General features: G+C 44.4%; 28 protein-coding genes and 1 riboswitch. Of the genes, 11 read left to right on the top strand and 17 right to left on the bottom strand.

Features of this window, described 5'->3' with window-relative positions; genetic code table 11:
* Positions 1–212: 212 nt before the first annotated feature.
* From ACVA54_RS04835 to ACVA54_RS04825, 3 genes are all read right to left on the bottom strand, one after another.
* Positions 213–1169, bottom strand: a complete 957-nt coding sequence (locus ACVA54_RS04835) for a hypothetical protein (protein WP_446649433.1) — start codon at positions 1167–1169, stop codon at positions 213–215.
* A gap of 97 nt (positions 1170–1266) precedes the next feature.
* Positions 1267–2382 carry a 23S rRNA (adenine(1618)-N(6))-methyltransferase RlmF gene (gene rlmF, locus ACVA54_RS04830; protein ID WP_099078072.1) on the bottom strand — a complete coding sequence of 372 codons (1116 nt, stop codon included), beginning with the start codon at positions 2380–2382 and terminating at the stop codon, positions 1267–1269.
* Positions 2372–2884 (bottom strand): M48 metallopeptidase family protein, encoded by a 513-nt coding sequence (locus tag ACVA54_RS04825; protein ID WP_099078073.1) that lies wholly within the window; start codon positions 2882–2884, stop codon positions 2372–2374. The genes rlmF and ACVA54_RS04825 overlap by 11 nt, the downstream gene beginning before the upstream one ends.
* A 138-nt stretch (positions 2885–3022) precedes the next feature.
* Between ACVA54_RS04825 and ACVA54_RS04820 the strand changes: the two genes are divergently transcribed.
* On the top strand, positions 3023–3253 hold the full coding sequence (locus ACVA54_RS04820; protein ID WP_446579279.1) for a glutaredoxin family protein: 231 nt from the start codon (positions 3023–3025) through the stop codon (positions 3251–3253).
* A gap of 42 nt (positions 3254–3295) precedes the next feature.
* Here the strand turns inward: ACVA54_RS04820 and ACVA54_RS04815 are convergent, their stop codons facing one another.
* A complete protein-coding gene (locus ACVA54_RS04815) occupies positions 3296–4165 on the bottom strand; it encodes a LysR family transcriptional regulator (RefSeq protein ID WP_446619193.1) in 870 nt (289 codons plus the stop codon).
* 112 nt (positions 4166–4277) lie between these two features.
* Between ACVA54_RS04815 and ACVA54_RS04810 the strand changes: the two genes are divergently transcribed.
* The 4 genes from ACVA54_RS04810 to ACVA54_RS04795 all read left to right on the top strand — a co-directional run bounded on the left by ACVA54_RS04810 (position 4278) and on the right by ACVA54_RS04795 (position 7391).
* On the top strand, positions 4278–5501 hold the full coding sequence (locus tag ACVA54_RS04810; protein WP_446649432.1) for an MFS transporter: 1224 nt from the start codon (positions 4278–4280) through the stop codon (positions 5499–5501).
* A 58-nt stretch (positions 5502–5559) separates the two neighbouring features.
* Complete coding sequence (locus tag ACVA54_RS04805; RefSeq protein WP_099078077.1) at positions 5560–6141, top strand: DUF1415 domain-containing protein; 582 nt, start codon at positions 5560–5562, stop codon at positions 6139–6141.
* A gap of 112 nt (positions 6142–6253) precedes the next feature.
* The gene (locus ACVA54_RS04800; protein ID WP_119464209.1) at positions 6254–6829 is read left to right on the top strand and encodes a nucleoside triphosphate pyrophosphohydrolase family protein; all 576 of its coding nucleotides are present in this window, start codon (positions 6254–6256) and stop codon (positions 6827–6829) included.
* Positions 6830–7007: 178 nt separating this feature from the next.
* Positions 7008–7391, top strand: a complete 384-nt coding sequence (locus ACVA54_RS04795; RefSeq protein WP_099078079.1) for a hypothetical protein — start codon at positions 7008–7010, stop codon at positions 7389–7391.
* Between the two features lie 255 nt (positions 7392–7646).
* Here ACVA54_RS04795 and ACVA54_RS04790 read toward each other — a convergent pair whose 3' ends face one another.
* Together ACVA54_RS04790 and ACVA54_RS04785 are read right to left on the bottom strand one after the other, a co-directional pair.
* Positions 7647–8381 carry a chromosome partitioning protein ParA gene (locus ACVA54_RS04790; RefSeq protein ID WP_099078080.1) on the bottom strand — a complete coding sequence of 245 codons (735 nt, stop codon included), beginning with the start codon at positions 8379–8381 and terminating at the stop codon, positions 7647–7649.
* Between the two features lie 31 nt (positions 8382–8412).
* The gene (locus ACVA54_RS04785) at positions 8413–8571 is read right to left on the bottom strand and encodes a hypothetical protein (protein WP_099078081.1); all 159 of its coding nucleotides are present in this window, start codon (positions 8569–8571) and stop codon (positions 8413–8415) included.
* 529 nt (positions 8572–9100) lie between these two features.
* Positions 9101–9202, top strand: a riboswitch (glycine riboswitch).
* 116 nt (positions 9203–9318) lie between these two features.
* Here ACVA54_RS04785 and ACVA54_RS04780 point away from each other — a divergent pair.
* A complete protein-coding gene (locus ACVA54_RS04780) occupies positions 9319–10695 on the top strand; it encodes an alanine/glycine:cation symporter family protein (RefSeq protein WP_446649431.1) in 1377 nt (458 codons plus the stop codon).
* A gap of 101 nt (positions 10696–10796) precedes the next feature.
* Here ACVA54_RS04780 and ACVA54_RS04775 read toward each other — a convergent pair whose 3' ends face one another.
* Positions 10797–11432, bottom strand: a complete 636-nt coding sequence (locus ACVA54_RS04775) for a LysE family translocator (protein ID WP_119464208.1) — start codon at positions 11430–11432, stop codon at positions 10797–10799.
* A gap of 274 nt (positions 11433–11706) precedes the next feature.
* Here ACVA54_RS04775 and ACVA54_RS04770 point away from each other — a divergent pair, with 274 nt between their 5' ends.
* Complete coding sequence (locus ACVA54_RS04770; protein ID WP_446649430.1) at positions 11707–13182, top strand: carboxypeptidase M32; 1476 nt, start codon at positions 11707–11709, stop codon at positions 13180–13182.
* Positions 13183–13243: 61 nt separating this feature from the next.
* Here ACVA54_RS04770 and ACVA54_RS04765 read toward each other — a convergent pair whose 3' ends face one another.
* Complete coding sequence (locus tag ACVA54_RS04765; RefSeq protein WP_446608754.1) at positions 13244–13543, bottom strand: DUF3861 domain-containing protein; 300 nt, start codon at positions 13541–13543, stop codon at positions 13244–13246.
* Positions 13544–13715: 172 nt separating this feature from the next.
* On the opposite strand from ACVA54_RS04765, the gene ACVA54_RS04760 reads away from it, so the two are divergent.
* Positions 13716–14153 (top strand): MarR family winged helix-turn-helix transcriptional regulator, encoded by a 438-nt coding sequence (locus ACVA54_RS04760; RefSeq protein ID WP_446579273.1) that lies wholly within the window; start codon positions 13716–13718, stop codon positions 14151–14153.
* A 57-nt stretch (positions 14154–14210) separates the two neighbouring features.
* Here the strand turns inward: ACVA54_RS04760 and thpR are convergent, their stop codons facing one another.
* Together thpR and ACVA54_RS04750 are read right to left on the bottom strand one after the other, a co-directional pair.
* On the bottom strand, positions 14211–14735 hold the full coding sequence (gene thpR, locus ACVA54_RS04755) for an RNA 2',3'-cyclic phosphodiesterase (RefSeq protein ID WP_446619196.1): 525 nt from the start codon (positions 14733–14735) through the stop codon (positions 14211–14213).
* A 114-nt stretch (positions 14736–14849) separates the two neighbouring features.
* Positions 14850–15797: an LpxL/LpxP family Kdo(2)-lipid IV(A) lauroyl/palmitoleoyl acyltransferase gene (locus ACVA54_RS04750; protein ID WP_099078087.1), complete on the bottom strand. Its 948-nt coding sequence runs from the start codon at positions 15795–15797 to the stop codon at positions 14850–14852.
* Positions 15798–16180: 383 nt separating this feature from the next.
* Here ACVA54_RS04750 and ACVA54_RS04745 point away from each other — a divergent pair, with 383 nt between their 5' ends.
* Positions 16181–16810 (top strand): LysE family translocator, encoded by a 630-nt coding sequence (locus ACVA54_RS04745; RefSeq protein WP_099078088.1) that lies wholly within the window; start codon positions 16181–16183, stop codon positions 16808–16810.
* A gap of 293 nt (positions 16811–17103) precedes the next feature.
* Here the strand turns inward: ACVA54_RS04745 and ACVA54_RS04740 are convergent, their stop codons facing one another.
* The gene (locus tag ACVA54_RS04740) at positions 17104–17400 is read right to left on the bottom strand and encodes a DMT family transporter (RefSeq protein ID WP_446608757.1); all 297 of its coding nucleotides are present in this window, start codon (positions 17398–17400) and stop codon (positions 17104–17106) included.
* A 182-nt stretch (positions 17401–17582) separates the two neighbouring features.
* Positions 17583–17918: a hypothetical protein gene (locus ACVA54_RS04735; protein ID WP_099078090.1), complete on the bottom strand. Its 336-nt coding sequence runs from the start codon at positions 17916–17918 to the stop codon at positions 17583–17585.
* A 297-nt stretch (positions 17919–18215) separates the two neighbouring features.
* Here ACVA54_RS04735 and metA point away from each other — a divergent pair, with 297 nt between their 5' ends.
* A complete protein-coding gene (gene metA / locus ACVA54_RS04730; RefSeq protein ID WP_099078091.1) occupies positions 18216–19157 on the top strand; it encodes a homoserine O-acetyltransferase MetA in 942 nt (313 codons plus the stop codon).
* Between the two features lie 149 nt (positions 19158–19306).
* Positions 19307–20029, top strand: coding sequence for a type IV pilus biogenesis/stability protein PilW (gene pilW / locus ACVA54_RS04725; protein WP_099078092.1), 723 nt, complete (start codon positions 19307–19309; stop codon positions 20027–20029).
* A gap of 34 nt (positions 20030–20063) precedes the next feature.
* On the opposite strand, the gene btuD is transcribed toward pilW, so the two are convergent.
* From btuD to cobC, 5 genes are all read right to left on the bottom strand, one after another.
* A complete protein-coding gene (gene btuD, locus ACVA54_RS04720; RefSeq protein WP_446649429.1) occupies positions 20064–20846 on the bottom strand; it encodes a vitamin B12 ABC transporter ATP-binding protein BtuD in 783 nt (260 codons plus the stop codon).
* A complete protein-coding gene (btuC, locus tag ACVA54_RS04715) occupies positions 20833–21828 on the bottom strand; it encodes a vitamin B12 ABC transporter permease BtuC (protein WP_099078094.1) in 996 nt (331 codons plus the stop codon). Before btuC ends, btuD begins: the two co-directional genes overlap by 14 nt.
* A 102-nt stretch (positions 21829–21930) precedes the next feature.
* Entirely contained in the window at positions 21931–22959 is a 1029-nt protein-coding gene (locus ACVA54_RS04710; RefSeq protein ID WP_446649428.1) for a succinylglutamate desuccinylase, read from the bottom strand.
* A 238-nt stretch (positions 22960–23197) separates the two neighbouring features.
* Positions 23198–24997: a M3 family oligoendopeptidase gene (locus tag ACVA54_RS04705; RefSeq protein WP_099078096.1), complete on the bottom strand. Its 1800-nt coding sequence runs from the start codon at positions 24995–24997 to the stop codon at positions 23198–23200.
* Between the two features lie 70 nt (positions 24998–25067).
* Entirely contained in the window at positions 25068–25694 is a 627-nt protein-coding gene (gene cobC, locus ACVA54_RS04700; protein ID WP_099078097.1) for an alpha-ribazole phosphatase, read from the bottom strand.
* Positions 25695–25696 lie beyond the last annotated feature (2 nt).

Genomic DNA, 25696 nt, shown 5'->3' with positions numbered 1-25696 from the left:
CGTTTGCAGTTAGAAGATGGAATCTAAAATAAGCTGATTAAGCTCAACACCATTAATACATCAAACGATGAAGGTGAACTGGCTAATATTCTCATGCGCAGTACACCAGGAACACAGATTTTTTCTCTGATGGACCGCCCAATATTGACAGAAATTTGCTAAAGCAGGTATCTGCACTGACTCAGAACAGAGACTTACACACGCTTTCTTTGTTAAAAACTCATCGCAAAGCCTAGCGACGTGCCTTCAATGTTATCTCCGAACTGATAGCGTAATATCAGCCTAGTGCGGGTTACAGTAATGTCATAGTGACTGGAATCGAGCTCCAGACCGATACCAACGGAGTTTAGATAGTCGAAGCCAAGTGCGCCTCGCATATCACCAATATAACCCGTACGTGCCGCCTCAATGACATAACGCACTGGCTTCTTTAATACCGTAAAGCCAGTTGGTGCACGCCAACGCATCCATAGACTTAGGCTCTGCGCAACTGTACTCCCCTGCACTGACTCAGGCGCATTAGAAAAGCTTTTGAGTGTGATATTGGTGTAACGTAACTCGGTATCAATCTCGTATTCATCTTTATAACGCTCATAGTCGAGCATTAGCGCCCCGCCCAAGCCATATACGTCAAGATTGCCACTTTTGAGAAATTCAAAATCATCACCTGTCTCTCGTTGGATGTAGGAACTTGCGACTGAACTGTCACTGGCGACACGACCATAAGAGAAGTTAACAATCGGTCTAAAGACGAGGTCATCAATGATAGGAAAATCCCAACCGACACCTCCGGTTACAGATAATGTGTTCCACTTCGTTGGCACTGGCCTTGTGATTTGACCGTCACTAGCAAGAAATATGGGATCATACCGGCTATAACCGAGAGTGCCCTCCAAATATAATGGAAATCCTTTACCGACGGTGAATCCGCCCCCCAAGGTAGACATAAGTACATCTGGATTACCTGTAGGCTCATTATTTAAAGAAAGTGAACCTGTTGTAACGTCCGGGGATAACTGAAAGCTCATCAACCCGAGAACGGCATCGGCTCGCTTCTTAAGATTTGCGCCAAGCAAAGTGTCCGACTTAGCGGGCTCGCTAAAGATAAGCCCTGCCAAAAGCGCAATAAGGGGTGGAAGCGTGCTGCTAGTAAGTGTGACTTTATCCATTTATTGATTATAGGATAAAGCCTTGACGGCGCGCTCCCGACTTTTCAAATGGTTTTATCTGATGCCCTTAGATATTGCATCCCTCTAGAGAAGAAAACTACGTCAACTCAATCCACGTTTTGCGCTGTTGTTTATCCATATATGACCACGCAATAAAACGGCTGATTTTCTGACCCTGGCTCATTTCTACAACACGAATGGCTTTCGCACCTAACTTTTCAAGCTGTTTACACATCGGACGAACGTTGTCTTTCTTAGAGATCAGGCTGGTAAACCAAAGGACTTGTGTGCTAAACGCTTGGCTCTCGTTAGCCATCTTACGAATGAATGCGGCTTCCCCACCTTCACACCACAACTCGGCATTTTGGCCACCGAAGTTAAGCGATGGTTTACTCTGCTTTGCTGGGTTGGTCTGCGATGGCGTCATGCCTTTTTTTCGCTGGTTCGCTTTCAGGTTATCCTGTTTGCGCTGGCTACCCATCGCAGCCTCTTCAGCGGAGCGGTGAAACGGCGGATTACACGTTGTGACATCGTAACGTTCATTCGGCTGAATAATACCGCGATAGATGTTCGCTTCACTCGGCTGCAGCACTAATTCGATTTTATCCTTTAGCGCAGCGTTTCGATTGGCAATCGCTTGTGCCGACTGGATGGATGTTGGATCGACGTCACTGCCGGTGTATTGCCATCCGTATTGCGTCACACCGACAATCGGGTAAATACAGTTTGCACCAACACCTACATCAAGTGCTCGAACACGATGGTGTGGATATTTGCCTTTTACCTCGCCATCAAGCAACTCAGCCAAACGGTGAATATAGTCTGCACGGCCAGGAATTGGCGGGCACAGATAGTGCTCAGGAATATCCCAAAACTCGATGTCGTAATACGCTGCAAGCAAGGCTTTGTTAAGCATTTTTACCGCTTTTGGATCCGCAAAGTTAATAGAGTCTTCCCCTTTCGGGTTTTTTATTACAAATGCCTTTAATTGTGGCTCACTCGCTATCAACTTTTTAAAATCGTAACGACCTTTGTGGACATTACGCTCATGCAAACCGCTTTTGGCGATCTTAAAGAAGTCCACATCGCTTTTTTTTACTGGCGATGCCGCTTTACCTGACGCCTTATTTTTCACACGCTTTGACGCGACTTTCTTAGCATCTTTGCTTGGCATTGACTTTGCTGGCTTAGCGTTTTGGGTCTTATTCTTCATTCGAGTTCGCTTTTAAATCGAGGTAAATCATAAACAGACGAGCATCTAATTCAAGTTGGTGATACTCAGGTTCCATGTAGCAACACAGTTGATAAAACGCTTTGTCGTGATTTTTTTCACGAGTGTGTGCCAGTTCATGTACCACCAGCATCCGTAACAGCGCTTCGGGCGCATCTTTAAACACGTTCGCAATGCGAATCTCATTCTTGGATTTAAGCTTTCCGCCATGGTTCCGACTGATCACGCTGTGCAAGCCTAACGCATTATTAACCACATGAATTTTCTTATCGTAGACCACTTTACTGATTGGTGCGGCTTTCTTCATATAGCGGTTTTTGATTGCCATGGCGTATTCATAGAGCGCTTTTTCACTTTTGATTTGGTGGTTATCTGGATAGCGCTTTTCGAACCAATGCACAAGCTTACCGCTCTCAATCAGTGTGCCGACCTGCTCAACAATGTGCTGAGGATAACCTTGGATGTATCGAAGTGACGGATGCATAGATATAACGTCTGCTATGACAAAAGAAAGGCGCTAAATATACCTGAGATAACCGACACTTTCATCTAAGGTTTCATCTTTCCTTTGTTGTAAAAGGTCGTTAAACTTCGCCTCCCAACGATAATGGAGAGAAATTCAATGAAACGTGTTGTTCTTTACGTAAAAGACAAGTGCCCTCACTGCAAAGATGCTCAACGTTATCTTGATTCAAAAAACATTGTTTACCGCCTTTGCAATGCAAAAATGCAGCGCGGCCGTAAAGAGCTAGACGCACTTGGGGCGCGCTCTCTGCCGGTATTAAAAATTGGTGATCGCCTGATGATCGGCTGGAACCCGAAGAACTTCGAAAAGATGTACAACGGTAACTAAATTGAACAAAAAGAGCTTCTCTAACAAGAAGCTCTTTTTGTATCAAACATACTGTTTCACAAAGTCGATGAAGGTTCTGTCTGCGATCGACAGGTAGCCTTGCTTTCTCCACGCCAACGCGAGATCAAGCGCCACCGGGGGATGAAATGGGATCCCAACCACCTCTTGCTCATGTTCGGTAACGAGTTCGAGCAACGCCGTAATCGCAAACTCTTTCTTAACAATACTGAGGATAAGAGGGAGTAAGTTGGTCTCGAACGAAGACTTCATAGTAAAGCCATGCTCTTGACTCACTTGATCTAAAAGCTCCCGATGAAAGTAACCGTGCTGAAATATTACTAAATCGTGCTCAAAAAATTCATCAAACGTGATGGCATGGCGCTCAGCTAAATCATGTTCTTCTGAAACAACCGCCACCATTTGGCTCGTAAACAAATGGTCGGTTTCTAGGCCTTCCGGCACGTCATCACAACGGATCACGCCAATATCCAATTGCCCGTTAAGTAGCATTTTTCTGATCGAGTGTGTCCCCGCTTCGACAAGCGTCAGCTTTAAATCAGGGTATTGGCACTTAAACGCCATAACAATACGCGGAAAAAAGTAACTGCCCATCATTGAGGGCGTCCCGAGTCGCACTTCTCCCTTAGCTAACCCTTTCAATTCGTCAATAGCCAGTTGAGCGTCTTGCAACTGCTGAATAACGCGCTTAGCGTGAACCAGTAAGGTTTCGCCCTCTTTGGTTAAACTCATTCTCTTGTCATCACGCCGAAACAGCGTCACGCCTAATGATTGTTCGAATTTCTTGATTGAAATGCTTAAAGCTGGCTGAGCAATATGCAAAAACCTCGCTGCGTGAGTAATGTTTCGGTGCTGCGCTACTGCAAGAAAATGTTTGAGCTGTTTCGATTCCATTAGATCAAAAATATATACCTGCCATATTTTAAATATATTTTTTCAATCCAAATTTAACTGATAAATTGATCACATATTTCATTTATTTGCTTGTTGGCATTTGGCAGAATCCATGGTCACTTTCGGCACTCCTGAATACAAACGCATGACACTTTCTCTCGCGCTTGGCTCATTCTTGGTTTTTTCAAATCTTTACTTGCTCCAGCCGATGCTGCCCTCTTTTGCAATTAAATTTGCCATTACTGAAACTCAAGTAAACTGGTTATTTGCCTCAACCACGCTTGTGCTCTCCCTTAGTTTATTACCGCTGGCCATCTTATCTGAATCGATAGGTCGTAAGCCCATAATGATATTGGGGTTGTTCTCGATACCCGTCATTTCTGCACTCATGCTTCTTGGCGATTCCTTTTTATTTCTCGTTATTTGCCGGGCGTTAATGGGCGTTGCCATCGCTGCATTTGCTGCCGTCGCAGTGGCCTATATGGCGGAAGAGTTAGATAAGCATGCTTTTTCGATGGCAATTGGTACGTATATCGCTGCAAACTCATTGGGTGGTATCGCGGGTCGTATCAGTGGCGGCTTGTTGGCAGACAACTTTAGCGTCAATGTCGCGATCGAAGTGATGATGGTGGTGACACTCGTTGGTGTTATCAGTGTTCATTATCTTTTACCAAAGCAGCGTAACTTTACCCCCTCATCAAGTAGCTGGAGACACCACAACCGAGCCATTATTGGCCATTTCAAAAACCAGCGCGTATGGTTTGCGATGCTGATTGGCAGTTTGAACTTCGCTCTGTTTGTTAACCTCTACTCGGTAATGGGATTTCGCTTAGTTAGCGCTCCTCATCATGTTCCCGTTGGTTTAGCGTCACTGATTTTCGTTTGCTATTTGGGCGGTACTTTCTCATCTCGATGTGCTGGCCATTGGAGTAAACGTTACTCGTCGGTTCTCGGTATGTTCATCGGTTCAGTCATCAGTATGGCGGGAATGTGGATGGCGGCGATTGACTGCATGGCCGCAATGCTTATTGGATTGTTACTGATCAGTTTTGGCGCTTTCTTTACTCACACTTTAGCGTATGGCTGGGTTGGTCAAACAGCCACGCAAGCTAAAGCGACTGGCACGGCTTTATACCTTGTTCACTACTATATTGGCGGTAGTTTGGGCGGATTCTTATTGCTTTATTGCTGGCAGCATGGTGGTTGGTCGAGTGTATTAGTTGGCGGTAGTGCTCTGTACCTCGCCATGTTCACAGCCATCGCATACTTAAAGCATATCAGTGCAAGTTTCGATATCAACAACGGTGCGGATATGACGCGCTTGAAAAGAAATTAAACAACGCTTTTCAGGGTCTGCTATGCTTGCGGCACATTCATAAAAGCAAGAAATTTGTATGCCAACGCGCTCAACACAAGATACTCAAAATACTGATATCAACACGATCACGCTGCAAGTCGATCAATGGCTCAATGACGTTGTGATCGGACTAAACTTATGTCCTTTTGCTGCCAAACCGCAACGCAATAAACAAATTAAAATTTTCATCAGTGAAGCCACTCAAGATAACGCGCTACTCGAAGATATTCTGCTGCAGTTCATTGAGCTCAGTAACACAGATCCAGAAAAACTCGAAACCACTTTGGTCGTGGTTCCAAACATGCTGCAAGACTTCTGGGACTACAACCTGTTCATAGATTGGGTTGAAGGCTTAATCAAGCAGCAAAATTGGGAAGGCATTTTCCAAGTCGCAACGTTCCACCCAGATTATTGTTTTGGTGGTACAGAACCGGAGGATGACGAAAATCTGACCAATCGTTCTCCATACCCTGTATTCCATCTTATTCGTGAAGAAAGCATGGAAAAGGTACTTAAGCACTACCCTGATCCAGAATCGATTCCAGACACCAACATTGCCCGCGTATCCGCGCTGTCAGAAGAAGAGCGCAAGAAACTCTTCCCTTACCTGTTCTGCTAATAAGAACACCCACCCCAAGCGGCAGATTTCTCGCCACTTAAAATCGGATCGCTTGGGGATTAAAGTTCGGTTTGATATGATTGCGGCTTCAATCGATTCAATGGACATTAGAATGCAACTGTCAAAGCTAACCCAAGAGATTTTTGATCACCTATACCGTGACATCACTGAATTCCGTAGCACATTCGACCTACCTGTCGCAGATGTCGCAAGCCTAGATGCACAAGCCGATACGCTACACACGTCTTTGGCGATCGAAGAGCTAACTGAACTAGCAGAAGCAGACAACAAAACAGAGCAAGCTGACGCAATCATCGACAGCGTGTACGTTCTAATGGGTCGCCTAGTGCACCTTGGTGACAGCCAAGTTGAAGACAACCTAGCAATCAGCTACCTAATCGATCTACTGCTAAACGTAGCCGTTAACCGCGGTATCGACTTTATTCCTTGCTGGGATGAAGTACACTCTAGCAACATGAGCAAAGTGTGTCGTAACGAGCAAGAGTACGCAGAAACGGAAGCATTCTACGCAGAGCAAGGCATCAAACTAATGGCGGTTCAAAAAGGCGAATACATCATCGCGAAATGCGCAGAAGACTTCGTCTCTGAAGGTAAAACTGTGCGCAAAGGCAAAGTGCTTAAATCGGTTTACTACCGCCCAGCAGACCTTAAGCCACTAACACAATAACTAGAAGCGCATTTCACGTTATAGATAAACATAAGCCGCTCATCCTCCATGAGCGGTTTTTTATTCATAAATATTGCTCTTTTACGCTTTAAATGCGCTTCCTAGCATTCCCATCCTGCCTTCAATAAATTAGACTCAAATACCCAAGGATTTGTGAATAATTGATAAAGGAATGGCTATGAGCTCAAGTATGATCCTTTCAGAGTCCCTCATTGAAAGCGGACGTGATATTCCTCTAAAAGAATTGTTGTACGCAAAGCGCGTGCTGGACAATTACATGGCTGTGGCAAAAAACAGTAGCCCACTTGAGCTCCTAACGGAGATGAAAACGGCGGCGAGACACGTAGAATACTTCACGACTCACGATAATCCATGTGAAGCACGTAACGTGATCAGCAACATGATCGAAAAGATTGACGCAGCAGACTCGTTTGAAACATTTAAAACGTTAGCAGAGGTACCTTCGCTGGCCCTGTTTGAACTGATTGAAGATCGCGCTCAATTAATTAAACATGAACGCGAGTTGCTGTTAGCGTCTGGTTATGATGCTTCACGCATCTAATTCCTTCGTAAAACGCATTAAAAAAGGAGCTTATCAAGCTCCTTTTTTCTATTTCATTCACACCGAATAAAATATCAATTATACCAATCACAGTAAGTAAATGTTCAGAAATAGCGCAGGGAAAACGCATGAGAACAAGGCTAAAATTTTAGATAAGTAGTTCTTCTACAACCAACTTACTTTAAAACACGAAAGTAAACGAAGTTATCGATCGTTATAACAACTAGCATGACCCGTTTTTTACTACGATTGGTATTATAGCCCCATACCTTCGGTGATCTCTTTAATTTGTTTCAAGTCCATCTTGTAGACCTCGATCAGCTGATCAATCTGGCTTAAACGTGAGTTCGCTTCATCGTGTTTATCACAAGCATCTGATTTTACATCCCACGATTTGCCTTCTAAGAACACATCACACTCTTTTTTCAACGTGTCGATCTTAGGCAGTAATGCTTCACGTTCTTTCTCCAACGATGCCAATTCTTGGGTAATCTGCATTTCTTTGCGGAAGACTTCACGGGAGCGTTCAAACATGGTCGCTTGCATATCCGCTTGACGGTTCAGTTTGTCGTTCTGGACCTTGGTCGTGTTCAATGTTGCTTTCTGCTCTTTTATTTGCGACTCAAGCGACAAATTCACTTTTTCCACTACGGTCAACTGCTCTTGAAGTGCTTTTAATTCCGCTTTATGCGCTTCTTCTTTCTCTGTCAACAGCTTCGCGACCTTTGCGTCGATCTCTTTATCTATGCCTGCTTCGCGTGTTTTCACTTGAGAGACCAAGTTGGTTTTGTCTTGTGCTAGAGCTTGGTACTTTTCTTCCAACACTTGGTAAGTGGATTCCCACTTGCTTGCCGTCATTGCAGAGCCAGCCAAACCACCGAATGCCAAACCTAACACGGCCGCAATCGCGATATAAATGAGAGTACGCTTATCGCGCGCCTCAATGACAACTACTTCGTCTTGGTCTTCAATATTATTTTGAGAAGTCACCGTATCTTACTCCAAGGACTCTGCTGGTTTGCTAGCGAGTGAGTTCCGCAATCATGATTGACGCGGTATAAATTAAGAATGCGCCGATCAACGTAATCACGGTCACCTTTTGGACTTTTTCATTGGTACGATAACGAAATAGCACAAACGCTACTCCAATCAATACCGCTATGGCTAACAATCTGGTCATACCGTCTCCTTGTCCAATAATAAGAACTTATCCGATCCCATCGACAGCTGCGCAAGGAATCATTGTAACCTATTTCTACGTTGCTTACGGTTAACTTTGCGTAGATTTTGAAGCGATTGCTCCCGTTTTGATCAATTATCTGTTTTAAAGTAAACAGCTTATCGCCAACCCACGCCATTCTCATCAACGAATAAGATCAGTCTCTTTCCTTCTATACAAACTAAGGATAGCTAGCACAAGAAAGCATTTGGTTAGTTAATCAGCAGCCCGATGAAACTAAGACAACAATGCCTCCATAATATGCTGAAAATAAATCTTCATTTGTTGTTGAAATGGTAACAAAACATGATAGAGTTCACACGTTAATGGTGACCAGCATCATTAACTTACCTTTACTCATTTGATTGAGTAAATGTTCCGATGAAGGCTACAGGAGAGTGGTTATTAACTAAACTTTAACATTTAGTTGGAATAACTCGCCGAAGAATTAACTATTTCAGGTGCTACCTTGGTAGCGGGGACTGTAGTTGGAGGAACCTCTGGAGAGAACCGTTAAATCGGTCGCCGAAGGAGCAAGTCCTGCACATGTGTGCGGGGTGAAACTCTCAGGCAAAAGGACAGAGGAGTGGAAAGTAACAACCTAACTATTTGGCGTTCCCGCCTTATTTTGAATAGCGTGGCTATTAGAGATCTTTGATCTCGTCCTTTCCCTCTTCTCCTTATTAGTTGTTTTATTAAGGGGAAATCATGAACGACCTACAATCTTTACTTCAAACCATTGATAACTTTGTCTGGGGTCCACCACTGCTGCTTTTGCTTGTGGGTACCGGTGTTTACTTCACTTTTAGCCTAGGCTTGATCCAGTTTAAACACCTGCCAACTGCGTTAGCGATGGTATTTCGTAAAGATAAGTCATCTGATAAACAGGGTGACGTTTCTAGCTTTGCAGCGCTATGTACTGCGCTGTCTGCAACCATTGGTACAGGTAACATCGTTGGTGTTGCAACAGCAATCAAACTTGGAGGCCCTGGCGCCCTATTCTGGATGTGGCTTGCTGCCCTATTCGGCATGGCAACCAAATACGCAGAGTGTCTTCTTGCGGTTAAATACCGCCGTGTTGACGACAAAGGCCAAATGATTGGTGGTCCTATGTACTACTTACAATATGGTGTTGGCTCGAAAGCCCTGGCCATTATGTTTGCAGTATTTGCATTGGGTGTTGCCTGTTTTGGTATCGGTACGTTCCCACAAGTAAACGCAATTCTTGATGCGAGCGAAATCTCTCTCGGTGTAAACCGTGAAGTGGCTGCTTTTATCCTGACGCTATTGGTCGCATTCGTTACTCTGGGTGGTATCAAGTCGATTGCAAGTGTTGCGGGTAAAGTCGTACCAGCAATGGCGTTGCTCTATGTGTTGGCGTGCTTAAGCGTTATCATCATGAATGCTGACCAATTGCTTAACGCAATTGAATTAGTGCTGGTATCCGCATTTACCTCCACAGCAGCAACGGGTGGTTTCTTGGGAGCAAGCATCATGCTCGCTATCCAATCGGGAATCGCTCGTGGTGTATTCTCCAACGAATCAGGTTTGGGTAGCGCACCAATGGCAGCAGCGGCAGCGAAAACAGATTCTTGTGTAGAACAAGGGTTGATTTCAATGACGGGCACCTTCTTTGATACCATCATCATTTGTACTATGACTGGTCTAGCTTTGATCCTCACTGGCGCTTGGCAAAGTGACTTCTCTGGTGCAGCGATGACCACTCACGCATTTGCTGTAGGCTTGAACGGAGAGACATTCGGTCCAATACTGGTGTCTATTGGCCTTATGTTCTTCGCGTTTACCACCATTCTTGGTTGGAACTACTACGGTGAGCGTTGTGTAGTATTCCTATTCGGTACCAAAGCAGTGCTGCCATACAAACTGATTTTTGTTGGTCTGGTCGCATCTGGTGCATTTCTACACCTCGATATGATTTGGCTTCTCGCAGACATCGTAAACGGGTTAATGGCGATCCCTAACCTAATCGGTTTGATTGCTCTACGCCATGTGGTGTTAAAAGAGACAAAACTGTTCTTCAAACCAGCGTCTAAAGCTAATGACGTTGATGGTGTGAAAGCATAATACCGATTGCTATTTAACCTTCGCTAGAAACCGAAAGCCCGCTGACAATCAGCGGGCTTTTTCATTTCGTCATACTTTCTAGGCGTTGCAGATCTGGTTTATTACAATGGCTCTTCGATAAGTAGCTTAACACCAAGTACCACCAGCACAGCCCCTGTAGCCCCCTCCATCCACTTCATAAAGTGTGCATTTTTTAAAAGGTTTTTGGCTGAATTCAATGCGCCAGCTAACCCACATTGCCATACCATCGCAATCACAAAGTGAATTAACGCCATCGCCATCGATTGAACCAAAGGGGTCCCTTCTGGATTCACAAATTGCGGCAAAAATGCGAGATAGAAAACCGCAGTTTTCGGGTTAAGCACGTTCGACAAAAAACCTTCTCGAAAAGAACGTTTAGCGCTGTAGACCTGGTAAGTTTGTTCCGCCACAGCGATGCCTTTGCTCGCATTCATCCATGACTTTAAGCTACTGATACCTAACCAAATAAGGTACGCAGCTCCCACCATCTTTACCATTTGGAATAGCTCCGCAGATTGAGCTAATAGCGCAGAAATACCAATCGCAGAGAAGAAGGCATGTACAAACAAGCCAAAGCAAATTCCTAAACTGGTGGTACACCCATCCTTTAGCCCTGCTCTACTGGTGTTACGAATCACCAAAGCAGTATCTAGCCCCGGTGTGAGCGTTAATATCGTGATGGCAATGAGAAATGCCTCGAAATTTAAAATATCCATATCATTCTTTGTGTCGTCAGCTTTCCTCGATCATTAACGCCAATCGTTTCAATGCGCAAGTTTCTTTTTCAATAACCGTGCCATTCAAATGACCATAACTGGCCGATACCTAAGCAGCATCAAGAGGTATACCCAAGTGATCTAGAAATGCTCGGGTATACAACCACCTAGATTTGTGCACAATAGTTCTACGTCACTTAGCGAAAGATTCGAGCCCAACATCTAATTTACGATTTGGGGTGTTTAAGGAAAGAACATAGTAAAGAGTAGTCACATGAACGCATTTCAAAAACTTGTCGAACATTCAAACAAAGTCTCTAATTTCAGACACCTATCTTCCATCGTCGGGTGGGATCAAGCGGCAGTAATGCCATCAGGCGGCGCTGAAGCTCGCTCTAATGCCATGGCAGAATTAGAGGTCCATATCCATTCACTCATGACTCAGCCCCATCTTGGCGACCTGTTTGCTCAAGCAGAAGCGCAAACGCTATCCGCGAGCGAACAAGCCGTCTTACGCGAGATGAAACGTGAATGGCAACAAGCCAATCTACTTCCCGAATCTCTCGTACATGCTCAATCTCTCGCTGGCTCCAAGTGTGAACATGCCTGGCGCAGCCAACGCGGCAACAATGACTGGGATGGCTTCGAAAAAAACTGGGCAGAAGTGGTCAAACTGTCTCAAGAAGAAGCACAAATCCGTGGGGAAGCAGCAGGTAGTACACCTTATGACGCCATGCTGGATATCTATGAACCTGGCACCACTTCGGCTTCATTGGATACGCTGTTCGCAGATGTAAAGACTTGGCTTCCTTCGCTAATTGATGAGGCGATTGAAAAGCAAAAGCACAACAATATTCTATTGCCAAGTGGTCACTACCCTACTGATAAACAAAAAGCATTGGGCTTGGAAGTGATGAAGTTGCTTCAGTTCAACTTTGAGCATGGTCGTTTAGATGAAAGTGTACATCCATTCTGTGGTGGAGTTTCTACTGATGTTCGTATCACGACTCGCTACGACGAAAATGAATTTGTACAATCACTCATGGGCATTGTGCATGAAACAGGCCACGCACGCTATGAGCAGGGCTTGCCCCAATCACTTGCTGGAACACCGGCGGGAGAGGCTCGCTCCATGGGTATTCATGAGGCACAATCGCTATTTTTCGAAATGCAACTTGGTCGTAGTGAAGCCTTTGTTGACCATTTAGCACGTTTAGCCGCCAATCATTTCCAAGGCGCAGAATTTGAACAAGAAAACCTGTCTAAGATCTACACTCATGTCAATAAAGGGTTTATCCGTGTCGATGCTGATGAATTAACCTACCCGGCACACGTTATCTTGCGCTACGAAATTGAACGCGACTTAATGAACGGGGCGATCAAACACACTGACGTTCCAGAACTGTGGAATGAGAAGATGAAAGCGTATTTAGGGCTTTCCACTGAGGGGAACTATAAAAATGGCTGCCTCCAGGATATACATTGGACAGATGGTAGTTTTGGTTACTTCCCAAGCTACACATTAGGTGCCATGTATGCGTCTCAGTTTATGGCTGCCATGAAGCAAACCGTTGATGTTGACGCGGCTATCCGCTCAGGCGATCTTTCACCCGTCTTTACGTGGTTAGCAGACAACATCTGGAGCAAAGGGAGTTTGTTAACAACTGACGAATTGGTAAGTAAAGCAACAGGTGAAGTGCTCAATGCTAAGCACTTTAAAGCACATTTAGAGAATCGCTACCTAGGCTAATAGCCCCTGTCCGTTCACAAATGCAAAAGGCTGGTTTGATACCAGCCTTTTTAGTATTCACTTAAGCTTGATTGCTTTTTACTGTGCTTTTCATCTTCTGCATGAAGTTTTTGAAATGTGGCATAAAATCTACAAAGAGTGGATGCTTGCGGTTGTGCATCATCACCGGACCAAGTAAGCGTAGCGCGACACCAACACGAGTAGCAATGCTTGGTTCCAACCCACTGCCTCGATTGATGTTCTCAACAATTTTGAACAAATCTTCACGATCTTGAATTTCGAAGTTCATACTTTTTGCTTCGCAACGGTCTTCAGTATCAATCTCTTCAATCGTAATTCGGTATTTGTTCTCTTTTCTCATGTCATTTCTCCAAGTTGTATTTATTCACCTATAGAAAGCCTTCAATCATCATCTGATGATTAAGCGCACAGTCCCTTAGATTCTCCACTCTTGAAGTTGCTCTCAATTGAGTTGATAATGTCAACTATAGAGATCTAGTTGACAAAGTCAACCATTTTATTTGGAGCGTCACATGTCGAATCCCAGATCATTGGACAATTTGTTTCATCTTGTACACGTTTTGAAACGTCAGTTGCATGAGCAAGTTGAGCAACTCGACCTGCCCATCGCACCAATGCACGTTCGCGTGATCAAAATCATCAGCAAAAAATCACCATGTACCGCGATGGATGTAGTGAGCGTTCTTGATAGAGATAAAGCTCAAGTTACGCGCCTCATTAAGACACTACTTGAAGAGGGGTTTATTGAAAAAAGACCAAATCCAGAAGATAAGCGCAGTCAATGTTTATTAACCACTGAAAAAGGTAATGCAGTCCTAACACAAATCAAAACCATTGATGATGAGATCTTGCGTAAAATGGCGAACGATGTATCGAATGAAGAGCTTAATACCTTTCAATTAATTGCCGAAAAATTAGCGACTAACCTCGCCCAAAAAGACGAAAACTAAAGGCTAAAAATTTCCTCAGGTAGCCCTTGCGCTAGCTGAGGGCAATGACAAATACCGCTAACATAAGAGCTCATCAATTACGTGATAGACCAATTTCCCTCCAACGAACTTACTTTCCATCAGTGCTATAGAATTAATTGGAAGGTGAAGTGATATAATAGGTAGATGGTCCAATCGTACATGCCTATCTACATGGCGTGCTATCGTGATATGCGGAAGATACTTATGTGACTCCGTTATAAATCCATTTTTCGTCAATTTATGTCTTAGCTCATTTTGCAACCGTCCGAGTTCAGGGTTCTCTGAGATACCTAGCCAAGCCAGCTGCCCACTGCTCTGGCGGAATGAGCCATAGTGGTCAACGACCACGTATTCACAGCGCGTGATCACTTGTTGAAGTATTCTCACGAGCTTGTTCATTTCTTCATGTGTCGCTTCACCGATAAATGCTAGGGTAATATGGAAGTTTGACGCACGCGTCTTACGACCAGATGACCGTTTCTGTGCCAGTATCTCTTGAGCCTGTCTAATCTTCGCCTTTGCTGAAGCATCGAACGTTAAAGCAAAGAACAATCTCATCATGCCTCCTGCGACTATCGCTTAACCAAGTAAGTTGAGGTTATGTTGATACCGTAACGAGTTTGGCAAATTATAGCTGATAAAAGAAAGCCCAGAGTTAAACTCTGGGCTATCGAATTACATCGCTGGTGCTAAGCAAGGCTTATACAAACACATTTCGCCTTCCGGGCGAGTTTTAAAACGGCGATGAAGCCACATGTACTGACTTGGGCTAGCTAAAATCGATTTTTCGACAATCTTGTTCACGAATACCGCCGCTTGGTCAGGATCGTTTTTCGGGAAGCCGTCAACAGGCGCACTGATCGTTAAGGTGTAATGACCATCCTCACCTCTCACCATCGTAAATGGAACAATCGCACAATCTGTCTGGTCTACCAATAAGCTGGTTCCCGTTGTCGTACATGCTTTTGATACCGCAAACAATGGTGCGAACGTTGAACGACGAACACCATAATCATGATCAGGAGCGTACCAAACACGTTGACCCGTATTCAGTGCTTCAAACATACCTTTCACGTTTTTACGGTCAATCAAAGTACGATTTGAGCGAGAACGCCCTTGGTACTGGAAATAGTCAAAGCAAGGGTTATTGTTTGGTCGGTACACGCCTGTTCCTGATTTTTTAATACCAAACGCTCTCGCGCCTAGCTCTAAGTTCATGGAATGCACAGCCAACATCAACACGCCTTTACCCTGCTTTTCAAGGGCCTCAATATGCTCCATGCCTTCGATAGTAACGTGTTTATTTATCCTTCTATCAGACCAAAACCAAGCCATTGCAGTTTCAAACAGCGCAATGCCCGAATTATCAATGTTATCTTTTAAAATCTTCTCACGTTCTTTGTCATCCATTTTTGGGAAGCACAGCTCTAAATTGCGCCTAATGGTTACTTGACGCTTTTTCATCAAACGCATGGCAATACGACCGATCCCTCGACCTAAAGCAAGTTGCGTATGAAATGGGAGAAGACTAAAAAGATACATTATTCCGATAATGGTAAGAGTTCCCCAGTAGCGTGGTGCCAACAATGCTGCTTTAAATTTGGGCGCGTTATATTTATTCATGAATAGGTCATCAGACGAGTCCGTGGTCGGACGGTAAAAATAAAATGTTTGATAAAATAAACTTTTATCATTGATTGTGCTTATAACAAAAACTAAAGCGCGCGGATTCTATGTTTGTTCGACACACGACACAATAAGAACTTACCCAAACTCCGACTGTCGTTTCCAAAATTGACATAAAAGTACAGATTTCACACAAAGTGAGTAATGACATCATGGATCAGTCCGCTAGTTAGGGAGAAGTCAGAATAAATAGAAGTGCTCTTATCAACTCAATATGGATAGCAGAATCACACGCTAAAAGTTTGTTTTTCTAGACTGCCAAGTGTACAGTTATGCCCTCTTGTTTGCTGACGCAATTCTTTTAACCAATTGGAATAAGAATGAACATCGACACCTTGTTCGCCTTTGGCGGAATTGTCTTCTTCCTCGCGGTCATTCCCGGCCCAAACGCTTTGCTCATCTTATTTACTGCACTGACACAAAGCCGCAGATTTGCCATTGCGAATATCCTAGGGATTTGGCTTGGTTTTCTTATCCATGCTTTTATTTCCGCAAAGGGCCTAAGTTTGCTTCTTTCTCAATCTGCCGTGGCATTCAATGCATTCAAATGGATAGGGGTTGCTTATTTAATCTGGCTAGGTCTCAACAATCTTAAAAGCGGGCTCAAGATGGCTGAACAAAAGCTCAAGCTTGACCGAAAAATCGAGAAACAAACACTTAAGCAAGCGTTTGTAAAAGGGTTACTCACGAATCTTCTCAATCCAAAAATCGTGCTATTTTACTTATCAATCTTTCCTCAATTCGTTCAGCCTACCCATATTCTTGAACAAAGTATGATGTTAGGTATGCTTCAAGCCTGTATTGTCGCAAGTTGGTTTTTATTTGTGATTTTTTTCGCGAGCAAAGTAAAAGCGATGCTCACGGCATCAAAAACCAGCAAATGGCTTAACTATATCAGTGGTGGTTTGTTCATCTTTTTTGGTATTGGTTTAGCCAACACTCGCTTGTAAGATTGAAACTCCACCGCTATCTAGTGCTCGGTGTAATCATGATAAGGGCAGACCTTTCCTTTCAGGAAGACCATATTCTCCCTCTGTTGCCTCGCCTTCAAACCAAGTCATTCTCACTGAGCCAAGCATCTTGAGGTTACTTGGGTATACACATTCATTGATATATTTTTCTGTATTAGCTTTGTGCAGTTTTCACCAACACTAACGTTTACATCAATAGAGAAGCATCGCCCAAACTTTCTCTTTATTTTTGTGTAAATACAGACCATTTTTGTCTATATACCTGCTGTTTATCACTGTCCTACAATGCCAGCCAAATCGAGTTTTTGCCCATAAAGGAGATAACCGACTGTCCCGACCAGAACAATTCCTACCCCAGTCCAGTTAACATACACGATCCCGACAGGCATGCTTTTCACGGTGACAGATAGTAAGAAAAATGCAATGCCATAACCAATTCGTACCAACTTACTTGGCATCATTTGAGTGAACTGTTCGGTCTTAGGAATATAAGAAGTGGCAATCACTTCACATACGATTGCAAGAGGCAAAGAAATCATAGGAGGCATGGCAACAAGCATTTTGAACATAAACAATCAACGCGCAATCAAATATATACTCGATGAAATATCGGAGTCTCTGAATAGCGCATGATAAGCAAATCCGCATGGCCGAACATAAAAAGGTGATGTAAGTCAAATTTTAGCAGGTAATAATGTTCTGCCAGCTAAGCGGCGTTCATGTTCGAACAAATACCTCAACCAACCCTGACTTATTGTTGCTGTTGCGCGATAGCAAAATAGATTTGCATGTCAATTGGCTCCGGCGTATTGAGCAGCATCTTACCTATTTCTCTCTGAAAGTGCCCATAATTACCAAGCTCTTCCGTCAATCCTAGACGCTCATAATTATCCTGACAGGTAAACATACCGTAAGCATAGTGAAATCGACAAATGTCATTGTGTTTGTCATACCCGAATTCATAAAGCGCCTGATCGATTTCTTCTGGTGTATAAGTACTTTTATCTCCAAATGAGCGCAATAAAACCGTAGGCACTTGCTGAGCAATGCTCTGAATTTTCTCTTTCTTTTTAAAAAGACCGAACATAACGTCCTCCACTGACGATATTAATACTAGCGTAGTACCGAAGAGCCTTTAATTTCTAGCTGCTGTCAGGATGATAAAATTATAGTAGTCTGTTTTCATAACGTGCACCAAATACAAATCAAACGTTGCAATATGATGTAATCAGAAACATTGGAGCCATCACACTTGATGATTTAACATGAAGCGCACACCACAGCCCCTTCGTACGCATCATAGCCATTTGCGTATCGACAATCGGCATTAATTGCGTTAACTTTAGATGTATAGACGTCTAAAGTTAAGCTTAGGGAGAAAGCCGTGCCAATTAGAATTCCAGATCAACTACCCGCTACCGATGTTTTAAGGACAGAAAACATCTTTGTGATGAGCGAGAGCCGCGCGGCAAGTCAGGAAATCCGTCCACTCCGAGTGCTTATTCTCAATTTAATGCCAAAGAAAATTGAAACAGAAACTCAGTTTCTGCGCCTGCTTTCAAACAGCCCTCTGCAAGTGAATGTTGAACTGCTGCGCATTGATAACCGCCCGAGTAAAAATACCCCAACAAAGCATTTAGACACTTTCTATCGTCAATTTGAAATGGTCAAAGACAAAAACTTCGATGGTATGATCATCACAGGAGCACCACTTGGCCTCGTTCAGTTTGAAGACGTTATCTATTGGGATCATCTCAAAACCATCATGGAATGGGCGAAAGACCATGTGACATCGACACTTTATGTCTGTTGGGCGGCGCAAGCCGGCTTAAAACTGCTTTACGATTTGCCGAAGAAAACACGCAAAGAAAAACTCTCCGGGGTATATCATCATAAAATTCACAACACTTACCACCCTGTGTTGAGAGGCTTCGACGATTCATTCTTAGCGCCCCATTCTCGCTATGCGGACTTTTCACTTGAGTTTCTCGAAACGCATACCGACCTTGATATCTTAGCGACATCCGATGTCGCAGGCGTATACTTGGCTACCACGAAAGACAAACGAAATGTGTTTGTGACTGGTCATCCAGAATACGACTCTCATACACTACACAATGAATATATTCGTGACTTAAGTGAAGGGATGGAACCTGCCATGCCCGTCAATTACTATCCTAACAATAACCCTGACAACCCGCCGTTTGCGAGTTGGCGCAGTCACGGACACTTACTGTTCTCTAACTGGTTGAACTACTGTGTTTACCAACAAACACCTTACGATCTCGACCATTTCAGCGAGTCCGCCTTTACCAAAGATGATTAGAGAAGTTATTTAGAGATTGTGAACTCAGCCGCCAGTTGGCGGCTTTTTCATACCAGTTTGCAAGCCCGATCGCATTGTCATTTATCCTGCATGGGTTTTCGTTTAGTAATCCATATCATGCAAAAAGGTTCAGGGATGGGGAATGAAAAATGAAGCTCACAAAACTTGGTACGTTATTGCTGATCAGTCAGTTAGGCGTCGTCGGCTGTGTAACAGTAAACGAGAACGGTCCAGTCGTTGAGGCCGATCCTGTCACTATGGCAGAATCCCGTATTGCCCTTGGGCTTGGTTATTTAAACAGTGGTAGCATGATCCGGGCACACGACAACTTACAGCAAGCACTGACGCACGCGCCAAACTACTACCGCGCACAACTCTCCATGGCCCATTACTATGAGGTGGTGGGCGAAGATAGCAAAGCTGAAAACATATATAAGCGTTCCCTGCGTCAACACAGCAATAACGGAAATGTTCTAAACAATTACGGGACTTTCCTGTGCAAACGAGGCGATTTCCCACAAGCAGACCAAATGTTCAATCGCGCGATCCAACAGCCCTATTACTACCTCATTCCCGCAAGTTATGAAAACGCAGGGTTCTGCGCGTTAAAATCAAATAATCCAGACAAGGCAAAATACTACTTCTCTCGTGCTATTGATCATGATCCTCATCGCCCGAAATCGATTCTACAATTAGCTAAGCTCGAGATTGATAGCGGAAACTACACCGATGCACGCCTTCGCTTAATGCGATTTAATCAAATGTATGGCGTTAAGCGACCTTCTCTTCAACTAATGGTCGAGCTTGAGCGGGAAGCTGGTAATAGAGTATTGGAGCAAAAATACCAAAAGCAATTGGATAAGTTAACCTGAGTTCAGGTTAACTCGTGAGAAACGGTCTAAAGCGTTATTCAAAGATAAGATACGGCTTGCTCTCTAACAGCACCTTTCTCACTGGCGTTTTAAACACCTCACCCAACCCCTCTTGGGTTAATACTTCATCAGCCGTACCAGATGAATAAAGGACGCCGTTACTCAACAGTAGCACTTTATCTGCATGCCTTAATGTTCGATTCAAATCGTGATTGGCAACCAAGACGGCAATGTCTTGTGCTGCCACTGCGTTTATCAGTTGATAGAGCAAACCTTCTTGCGCAATATCTAATGGCGCGGCGGGTTCATCCAAAATCAGTAGCTGAGAAAAAGGATTAATGGTTCGCCACACTTGCAAGCATACGCCTGCCAAACGCACGCGTTGCCACTCACCACCAGACAACGTTTGAATACTGCGATGAAGCTTATCTTGTAGCTGAACTAATGCCACAACCATGTTTAAGGCATCACGCACTTTGCTCTGAGTAATATTAGAATCAGCAATATTGGTGCCACTTGGTAAAGATAAGGCAAGGTATTGGAATACGTCGATATTAAACGCTGGTCTAGATTGTTGACACAAATAGCCTCGCAGGTGTGCTTGTTCTGGCAGTGGCATGGCTAGCAGATCTTTACCATCAATCATCACTTCCCCCTTCACGAGCTCGCGATGGGGTAACGTACCAGAAATCGCGCCCAATAGAGTACTTTTTCCCGAGCCATTTGGTCCGACAACATGCACTACCTCCCCTGCTTTACATTCAAATGAAAGTGGCAAAAGTCGATTACCGACGGTAATGTGCTTAACGTGCATCATGGCTTTTCACCAACATCCAAATAAAAATAGGCGCGCCAATCGTCGTTGTCATCACCCCAAGTGGCAGCTCGGCAGAATCTAATAGCAATCTCGCACCGATATCCGCCAACACTAATAGCGCCGCACCAGAAATCGCCGACAATGGCAAGAGATAACGATTTTCAGTACCAAACGCTAAACGTAGTAAATGGGGAACAACCAAACCGACAAAGCTGATGATGCCGCCCAGTGCGACAGAACCTCCAACCAAAATTGAAATAGCAAAGATCAATTTCCAACGCATTTGGTGTACATCGATACCTAACTGGGTCGCGTGAATCTCACCAAGCATCAGCTTATCTAACGGTTTGCCTTTGCTGCACAACCAAATCAATACTGGTAGCAGCACTAATGTCACGGAGTGCTGATACCAACTCGCACCACCAATACTGCCCATCAACCAGTACATTAACTGGCGTAAACTCAAATCATCGCTGAAGTAGAATGCCCAAGTTACGATAGCGCTAGATAAAATACCTAATGCCACACCAACAAGGAGTAGACGCGCGGTCGTCAAATGCATCGCCCTCGCAATGCCAACTAATATGACCGTAAACAGCATTGAGCCGGCAATGGCTGCCAACATAAAGATCATTGGTGAAGGTAAAACGGGCAAGGCAAACATGGCGAACACCATCGCCAAACTCGCACCACCAGAGATCCCAAGCACGCCCGGTTCGGCTAATACGTTACCAAGCAGTACTTGCAGCGTTGCACCAGAGACGGCCAGTGCTGCGCCAATAATGGCAGCAGAGACAAGACGCGGCAAACGCAAATCCAACAAGAGTTTTTGTTCAAATGTTGAGAGAGATTGAAAAGGAGAAAGAAAAACCTCTCCTACCATCAGGTGAATGGCAGAGAGCAGAACGAGAATCACTGACATGATTAAAAGATTACGCTGCCAGCGGCGCTCCTTGTTTAGGATAAGTTGTTGAAAATCCATAGTAGCCGATAAATACAAACAAGGCTTAACCTTACAGTTAAGCCTCGGTAAATTGCAAACGACTTAGTCGTCTTAATTGCCAATACCTAGGGTTATTTGGCATCAATCGTAGACTAATTCGCCATCTTCAAAGCGAGTCTTCACTTCACATACCATTAATGCAGCGCGTTGACCGATCGCGACACGGCGATTCGGAAATACAATCGCTTCATTATCATTCTTCGCCATCAGCGGCTTATCACCATCATGGCCAAATACTTCACCGTGCACAAACGACGTAAAGTTCTCGACGTTGTCATCAAACATGAAATCGAAGTCTTCGTGCAAGCGAACAATAGAGCGGCTGACACGGTACTTGATGCAAGGTTTCGATAAGTGTTCAGCTTGCGCTTCGGCAAGTAGATTGCGCAAAGACAAGTCGAATGCGGTTAGCCTATCCAGGTCATTTTCACCAATGCGAGCCACACGTCCCAGCTCCATGGTTAACGCTTGGGCACCATAGTTCTCAGCACTAAACCAACTGAACGTACTCGTTGGGGAGTTAGACAACAGTACCGCTTCGATGTGTGCGCTGTCTAGAAAGTCGATTAAGGCTTTGCTACGCACTGGGTGACGCGTTTTTGGGCTAACAGCGAAGGTGTAATGCTTAGAATCACGAATTGCACAGTGCAAATCGAGATGCCAACGTGTTTCGGTCGCAGTATCTTGGTAGAAGTCTCTCACCAACAACTTAAGCGTATCTGCGATCGTCAACTCTTTGCTTGGGTTGTGTTTTTTTTCATCAAACAGACGGTTGAGGTTTTCTTCAAGGAATCTCGTATGCGCCAATGTTGCATCTGGATGAGCAATAATAAACAGACAGCGAGCCTCGACTTTTTGGAAGCCTGATTCGATGTCTTTGATCATAGTATCCACCAGCTCCATCGGTGCCGTTTCATCCCCATGCACACCACATGAGATGATGATGTTCTTGGTTTCCTGCGTATATTCATCAGGAATCACTTCTAGCACACCACGCTGATAAAGTTTCAGTGTTACACCGTTAGGCAGCAGCAGCTCCGCTGGCGCAACATCAGTATCTACAGCTAACGTGTCGGTTAAAAACGATTGGCGAAAGAGAGACTTCGTCATACGTTACTCCTTAATAGCACGGCGGGTATGTTAATAAATTGTACAAAGAATTTTTGTCGTTGCGATCCCACTTATGAGCAGAAGCCAGCAATTTTCTCAAAAATCCCATACCTTTTCGCGCCATGCTCTCGAATCAAGCATTGAGGCGTTCATTTTCCAAACAATTACAAGGTGTTAGGGCTATGAATTTTACCACAGCCCTTAATATGATCATTATGATTTGATCAACTTTTGGCGTTTATTCACTGCGCTGGGCAAGTAAGCGTTCAAATTCATCGACTTTATCACGCACAAGCTCAACACTTTGCTGCCAGAACTCAGGTTGAGTAAGGTCCATCGATAAGTGTTTTGTTACCACATCTTCCGCCATCATGTTGCCTGTATCACGCAATAATGCGACGTAATCACCGTAGAAACTTTCCCCTTTCGATTCGCGCTGCGCGTAAATACCTTTACTAAATAAGAAGCCAAATAGGTACGGATAGTTGTAGAAACTCACACCTGAAATCGAGAAGTGTAACTTGCTCGCCCAGAAGTAAGGATCCGCTTCACTCATTACATCGCCATACCACTCTTTCCACGTCTCAGACATTAGTTCACAGAAGTCATCTGCCGTGAGTTCACCGTTTTGGCGACGCTCATAGAAGGCTTTCTCGAACTCGTAACGAACGGGAATATTTATCATCAATGCCAACGCGGAAGACAACTCCTCCCAAAGCATTTCGAGTTTGTCATCCACACTTTCTGCTTTTGAAATCAGATGATCACGAACGATGTTTTCCGCAAAGATAGATGCCGTCTCGGCCAAGGTCATTGGGTAGTATGTTTGACACAGCGGTAGGTCACGAATAACCCAGTTGTGAAATGCGTGCCCCAGTTCGTGCGCAAGCGTCATTAAATCAGAGCGGCTACCACTCCATGTCATGAATACCAATGGCGTACGAGTCGCTGGCAGCTTAGTACAGTATGCGCCAAGGCGTTTGTTAGCATTAGGTGCTGCATCAATCCAGCCATTTTTAACCATCATACGCACAAACTCTGACATCTCTGGATTAACCGTTTCAAATGCCTCACAGATAACGTCTATCGCTTCATCGAAGCCATAAACCTTTGCCTCACCGCTTAACGCTGGCATTGCCGCTAGGTGATTCCATGGTTTCATTTCATCCAAGCCGTGCACTTTCGCCATTAACAGACCCGCTTTCTGACCAACACCCCGGCTGTCTTTTGCTACTTTCATCATCGCATCAAGCGTTTCAGCTTTGATTCGGCTACCGTGCAGGCTTGGGTCAAGGAAGTGAACATCGTGCTTCGTCGAACGCTTTTTGTTTTCGGTCAAACGCCAACCAGATAAGGCATTAAGAATCGCAGAAAAAGACTCTCGGTGAGTAGCCATTGCACTTTGCACGCCTTTCCATGCTGCTTCTTGTCGTTCAAACTCAGAGCCATAAAGGATGCTCGCAGCCTGTGAAAAACCAAGCTCTTCACTGTTTCCATCTGCATATTCTAACTTCACTTTTAGTGAACCAGTTAGGTTGTCATACAGTTTGCCCCACGCTGATTTACCATCCACGCTCATCGCCGCAAGTAGCTTCTCTTCTTCTGTACTTAGACGGCTATCGGCTAACTTTCTCGAATTGAGAATTGAGAATGCTTGTCCACTGATGTCTGGATTTTCGTGATCAAGTACACGAGCGATAAATTCTTCATCGGCGTGCGTCAATGTTAAGTCAAACGCACTGAATGCTTGGGATAGCTCCGAGAACAGACGCGTCATTCGACCAAGCAACGCTTTTGCTTCAGCATTCGTCGCATCCACCGAGGAATAACAGTTGGCAAAATTAGCAATTGTACCTGCCAAACGGCTTGCCGCTTCACTGGTTAAAATGGCATTTTGCATCACGTCTACAGACTGACAATCTGTCGACTGTTTGTTAAGCAAGTCGATACACTGCTCTACCAGTGCAATATCATCTTGAATTCGTGGATCCGCAAGGTCGTTATAAACGATGGATAAGTCCCAACTAGGAGTGGTCATTTGTAGTTCCTTTTGATGTAATCGAGCCACTTCTTCGCGCTCTTAAACTCAGTAGAGCTCGAGATCGTGGCTACTTCCGTGACTCATTTTCAACAAATGGTACGCCTATAGAGCGAACTGAGGCGTAAATTTGATCATCGATGGTAATCGTTATATGTGTTACTGACGCATTTCCTATCGCTAATGTCGAATACCATCGTGGATTGCGCCAATCTACACCCAACACGTGGGCAAGAATCATTCTTATTACGCCACCATGCGTGACAATTAGCAAGTTGTCATTGATATCGTTGATTATTTGAGACCAAACACAACTAACGCGCTGGTAAAACGCTTCTAGAGTTTCAGCATTTGGCAGGGGGTGCTGCGCGGGTGCGTTCCAAAAAGCATTCAGCTTAGCCCAATGATCAGATATCGTATCGAATGGCACGCCATCAAAGTCACCGAAATTGAGCTCTTGTAGATCGTTTTCTACATTTATCGGTAACAGTTGCTGCTCTGCAATGATCTGCGCCAAGTCGTGACAACGTGACAGCGGCGACGAGATGATACCCGCTACCGATTCCCCTCTCCTTTCCCAAGCTTGAGCTATTTTTAGTTGCTCAACGTGATCCACTTTGAGATCCGTCTGGCCATGTAAACCAGGAGGTGCGACAACCTTTCCATGCCGGACTAAATAGAGATTAAGCGTCTTCATGT

Source organism: Vibrio sp. PNB23_22_6 (assembly GCF_052877535.1).
The sequence above is the reverse complement of the archived record's forward strand: the minus strand, read 5'-3'. Positions and strand labels throughout refer to the sequence as shown.

Coding starts and splice junctions, on each gene's coding strand:
- thpR (WP_446619196.1), bottom strand. CDS start 14,735: ATGATGAGATTGTTCTTTGCTTTAACGTTCGATGCTTCAGCAAAGGCG.
- ACVA54_RS04805 (WP_099078077.1), top strand. CDS start 5,560: ATGCCAACGCGCTCAACACAAGATACTCAAAATACTGATATCAACACG.
- ACVA54_RS04820 (WP_446579279.1), top strand. CDS start 3,023: ATGAAACGTGTTGTTCTTTACGTAAAAGACAAGTGCCCTCACTGCAAA.
- btuD (WP_446649429.1), bottom strand. CDS start 20,846: ATGATGCACGTTAAGCACATTACCGTCGGTAATCGACTTTTGCCACTT.
- ACVA54_RS04825 (WP_099078073.1), bottom strand. CDS start 2,884: ATGCATCCGTCACTTCGATACATCCAAGGTTATCCTCAGCACATTGTT.
- ACVA54_RS04800 (WP_119464209.1), top strand. CDS start 6,254: ATGCAACTGTCAAAGCTAACCCAAGAGATTTTTGATCACCTATACCGT.
- ACVA54_RS04815 (WP_446619193.1), bottom strand. CDS start 4,165: ATGGAATCGAAACAGCTCAAACATTTTCTTGCAGTAGCGCAGCACCGA.
- ACVA54_RS04795 (WP_099078079.1), top strand. CDS start 7,008: ATGAGCTCAAGTATGATCCTTTCAGAGTCCCTCATTGAAAGCGGACGT.
- cobC (WP_099078097.1), bottom strand. CDS start 25,694: ATGAAGACGCTTAATCTCTATTTAGTCCGGCATGGAAAGGTTGTCGCA.
- ACVA54_RS04705 (WP_099078096.1), bottom strand. CDS start 24,997: ATGACCACTCCTAGTTGGGACTTATCCATCGTTTATAACGACCTTGCG.
- ACVA54_RS04765 (WP_446608754.1), bottom strand. CDS start 13,543: ATGAGAAAAGAGAACAAATACCGAATTACGATTGAAGAGATTGATACT.
- btuC (WP_099078094.1), bottom strand. CDS start 21,828: ATGGATTTTCAACAACTTATCCTAAACAAGGAGCGCCGCTGGCAGCGT.
- ACVA54_RS04760 (WP_446579273.1), top strand. CDS start 13,716: ATGTCGAATCCCAGATCATTGGACAATTTGTTTCATCTTGTACACGTT.
- ACVA54_RS04750 (WP_099078087.1), bottom strand. CDS start 15,797: ATGAATAAATATAACGCGCCCAAATTTAAAGCAGCATTGTTGGCACCA.
- rlmF (WP_099078072.1), bottom strand. CDS start 2,382: ATGAAGAATAAGACCCAAAACGCTAAGCCAGCAAAGTCAATGCCAAGC.
- ACVA54_RS04810 (WP_446649432.1), top strand. CDS start 4,278: ATGGTCACTTTCGGCACTCCTGAATACAAACGCATGACACTTTCTCTC.
- pilW (WP_099078092.1), top strand. CDS start 19,307: ATGAAGCTCACAAAACTTGGTACGTTATTGCTGATCAGTCAGTTAGGC.
- ACVA54_RS04785 (WP_099078081.1), bottom strand. CDS start 8,571: ATGACCAGATTGTTAGCCATAGCGGTATTGATTGGAGTAGCGTTTGTG.
- ACVA54_RS04775 (WP_119464208.1), bottom strand. CDS start 11,432: ATGGATATTTTAAATTTCGAGGCATTTCTCATTGCCATCACGATATTA.
- ACVA54_RS04740 (WP_446608757.1), bottom strand. CDS start 17,400: ATGTTCAAAATGCTTGTTGCCATGCCTCCTATGATTTCTTTGCCTCTT.
- ACVA54_RS04710 (WP_446649428.1), bottom strand. CDS start 22,959: ATGACGAAGTCTCTCTTTCGCCAATCGTTTTTAACCGACACGTTAGCT.
- ACVA54_RS04780 (WP_446649431.1), top strand. CDS start 9,319: ATGAACGACCTACAATCTTTACTTCAAACCATTGATAACTTTGTCTGG.
- ACVA54_RS04735 (WP_099078090.1), bottom strand. CDS start 17,918: ATGTTCGGTCTTTTTAAAAAGAAAGAGAAAATTCAGAGCATTGCTCAG.
- ACVA54_RS04835 (WP_446649433.1), bottom strand. CDS start 1,169: ATGGATAAAGTCACACTTACTAGCAGCACGCTTCCACCCCTTATTGCG.
- ACVA54_RS04770 (WP_446649430.1), top strand. CDS start 11,707: ATGAACGCATTTCAAAAACTTGTCGAACATTCAAACAAAGTCTCTAAT.
- ACVA54_RS04745 (WP_099078088.1), top strand. CDS start 16,181: ATGAACATCGACACCTTGTTCGCCTTTGGCGGAATTGTCTTCTTCCTC.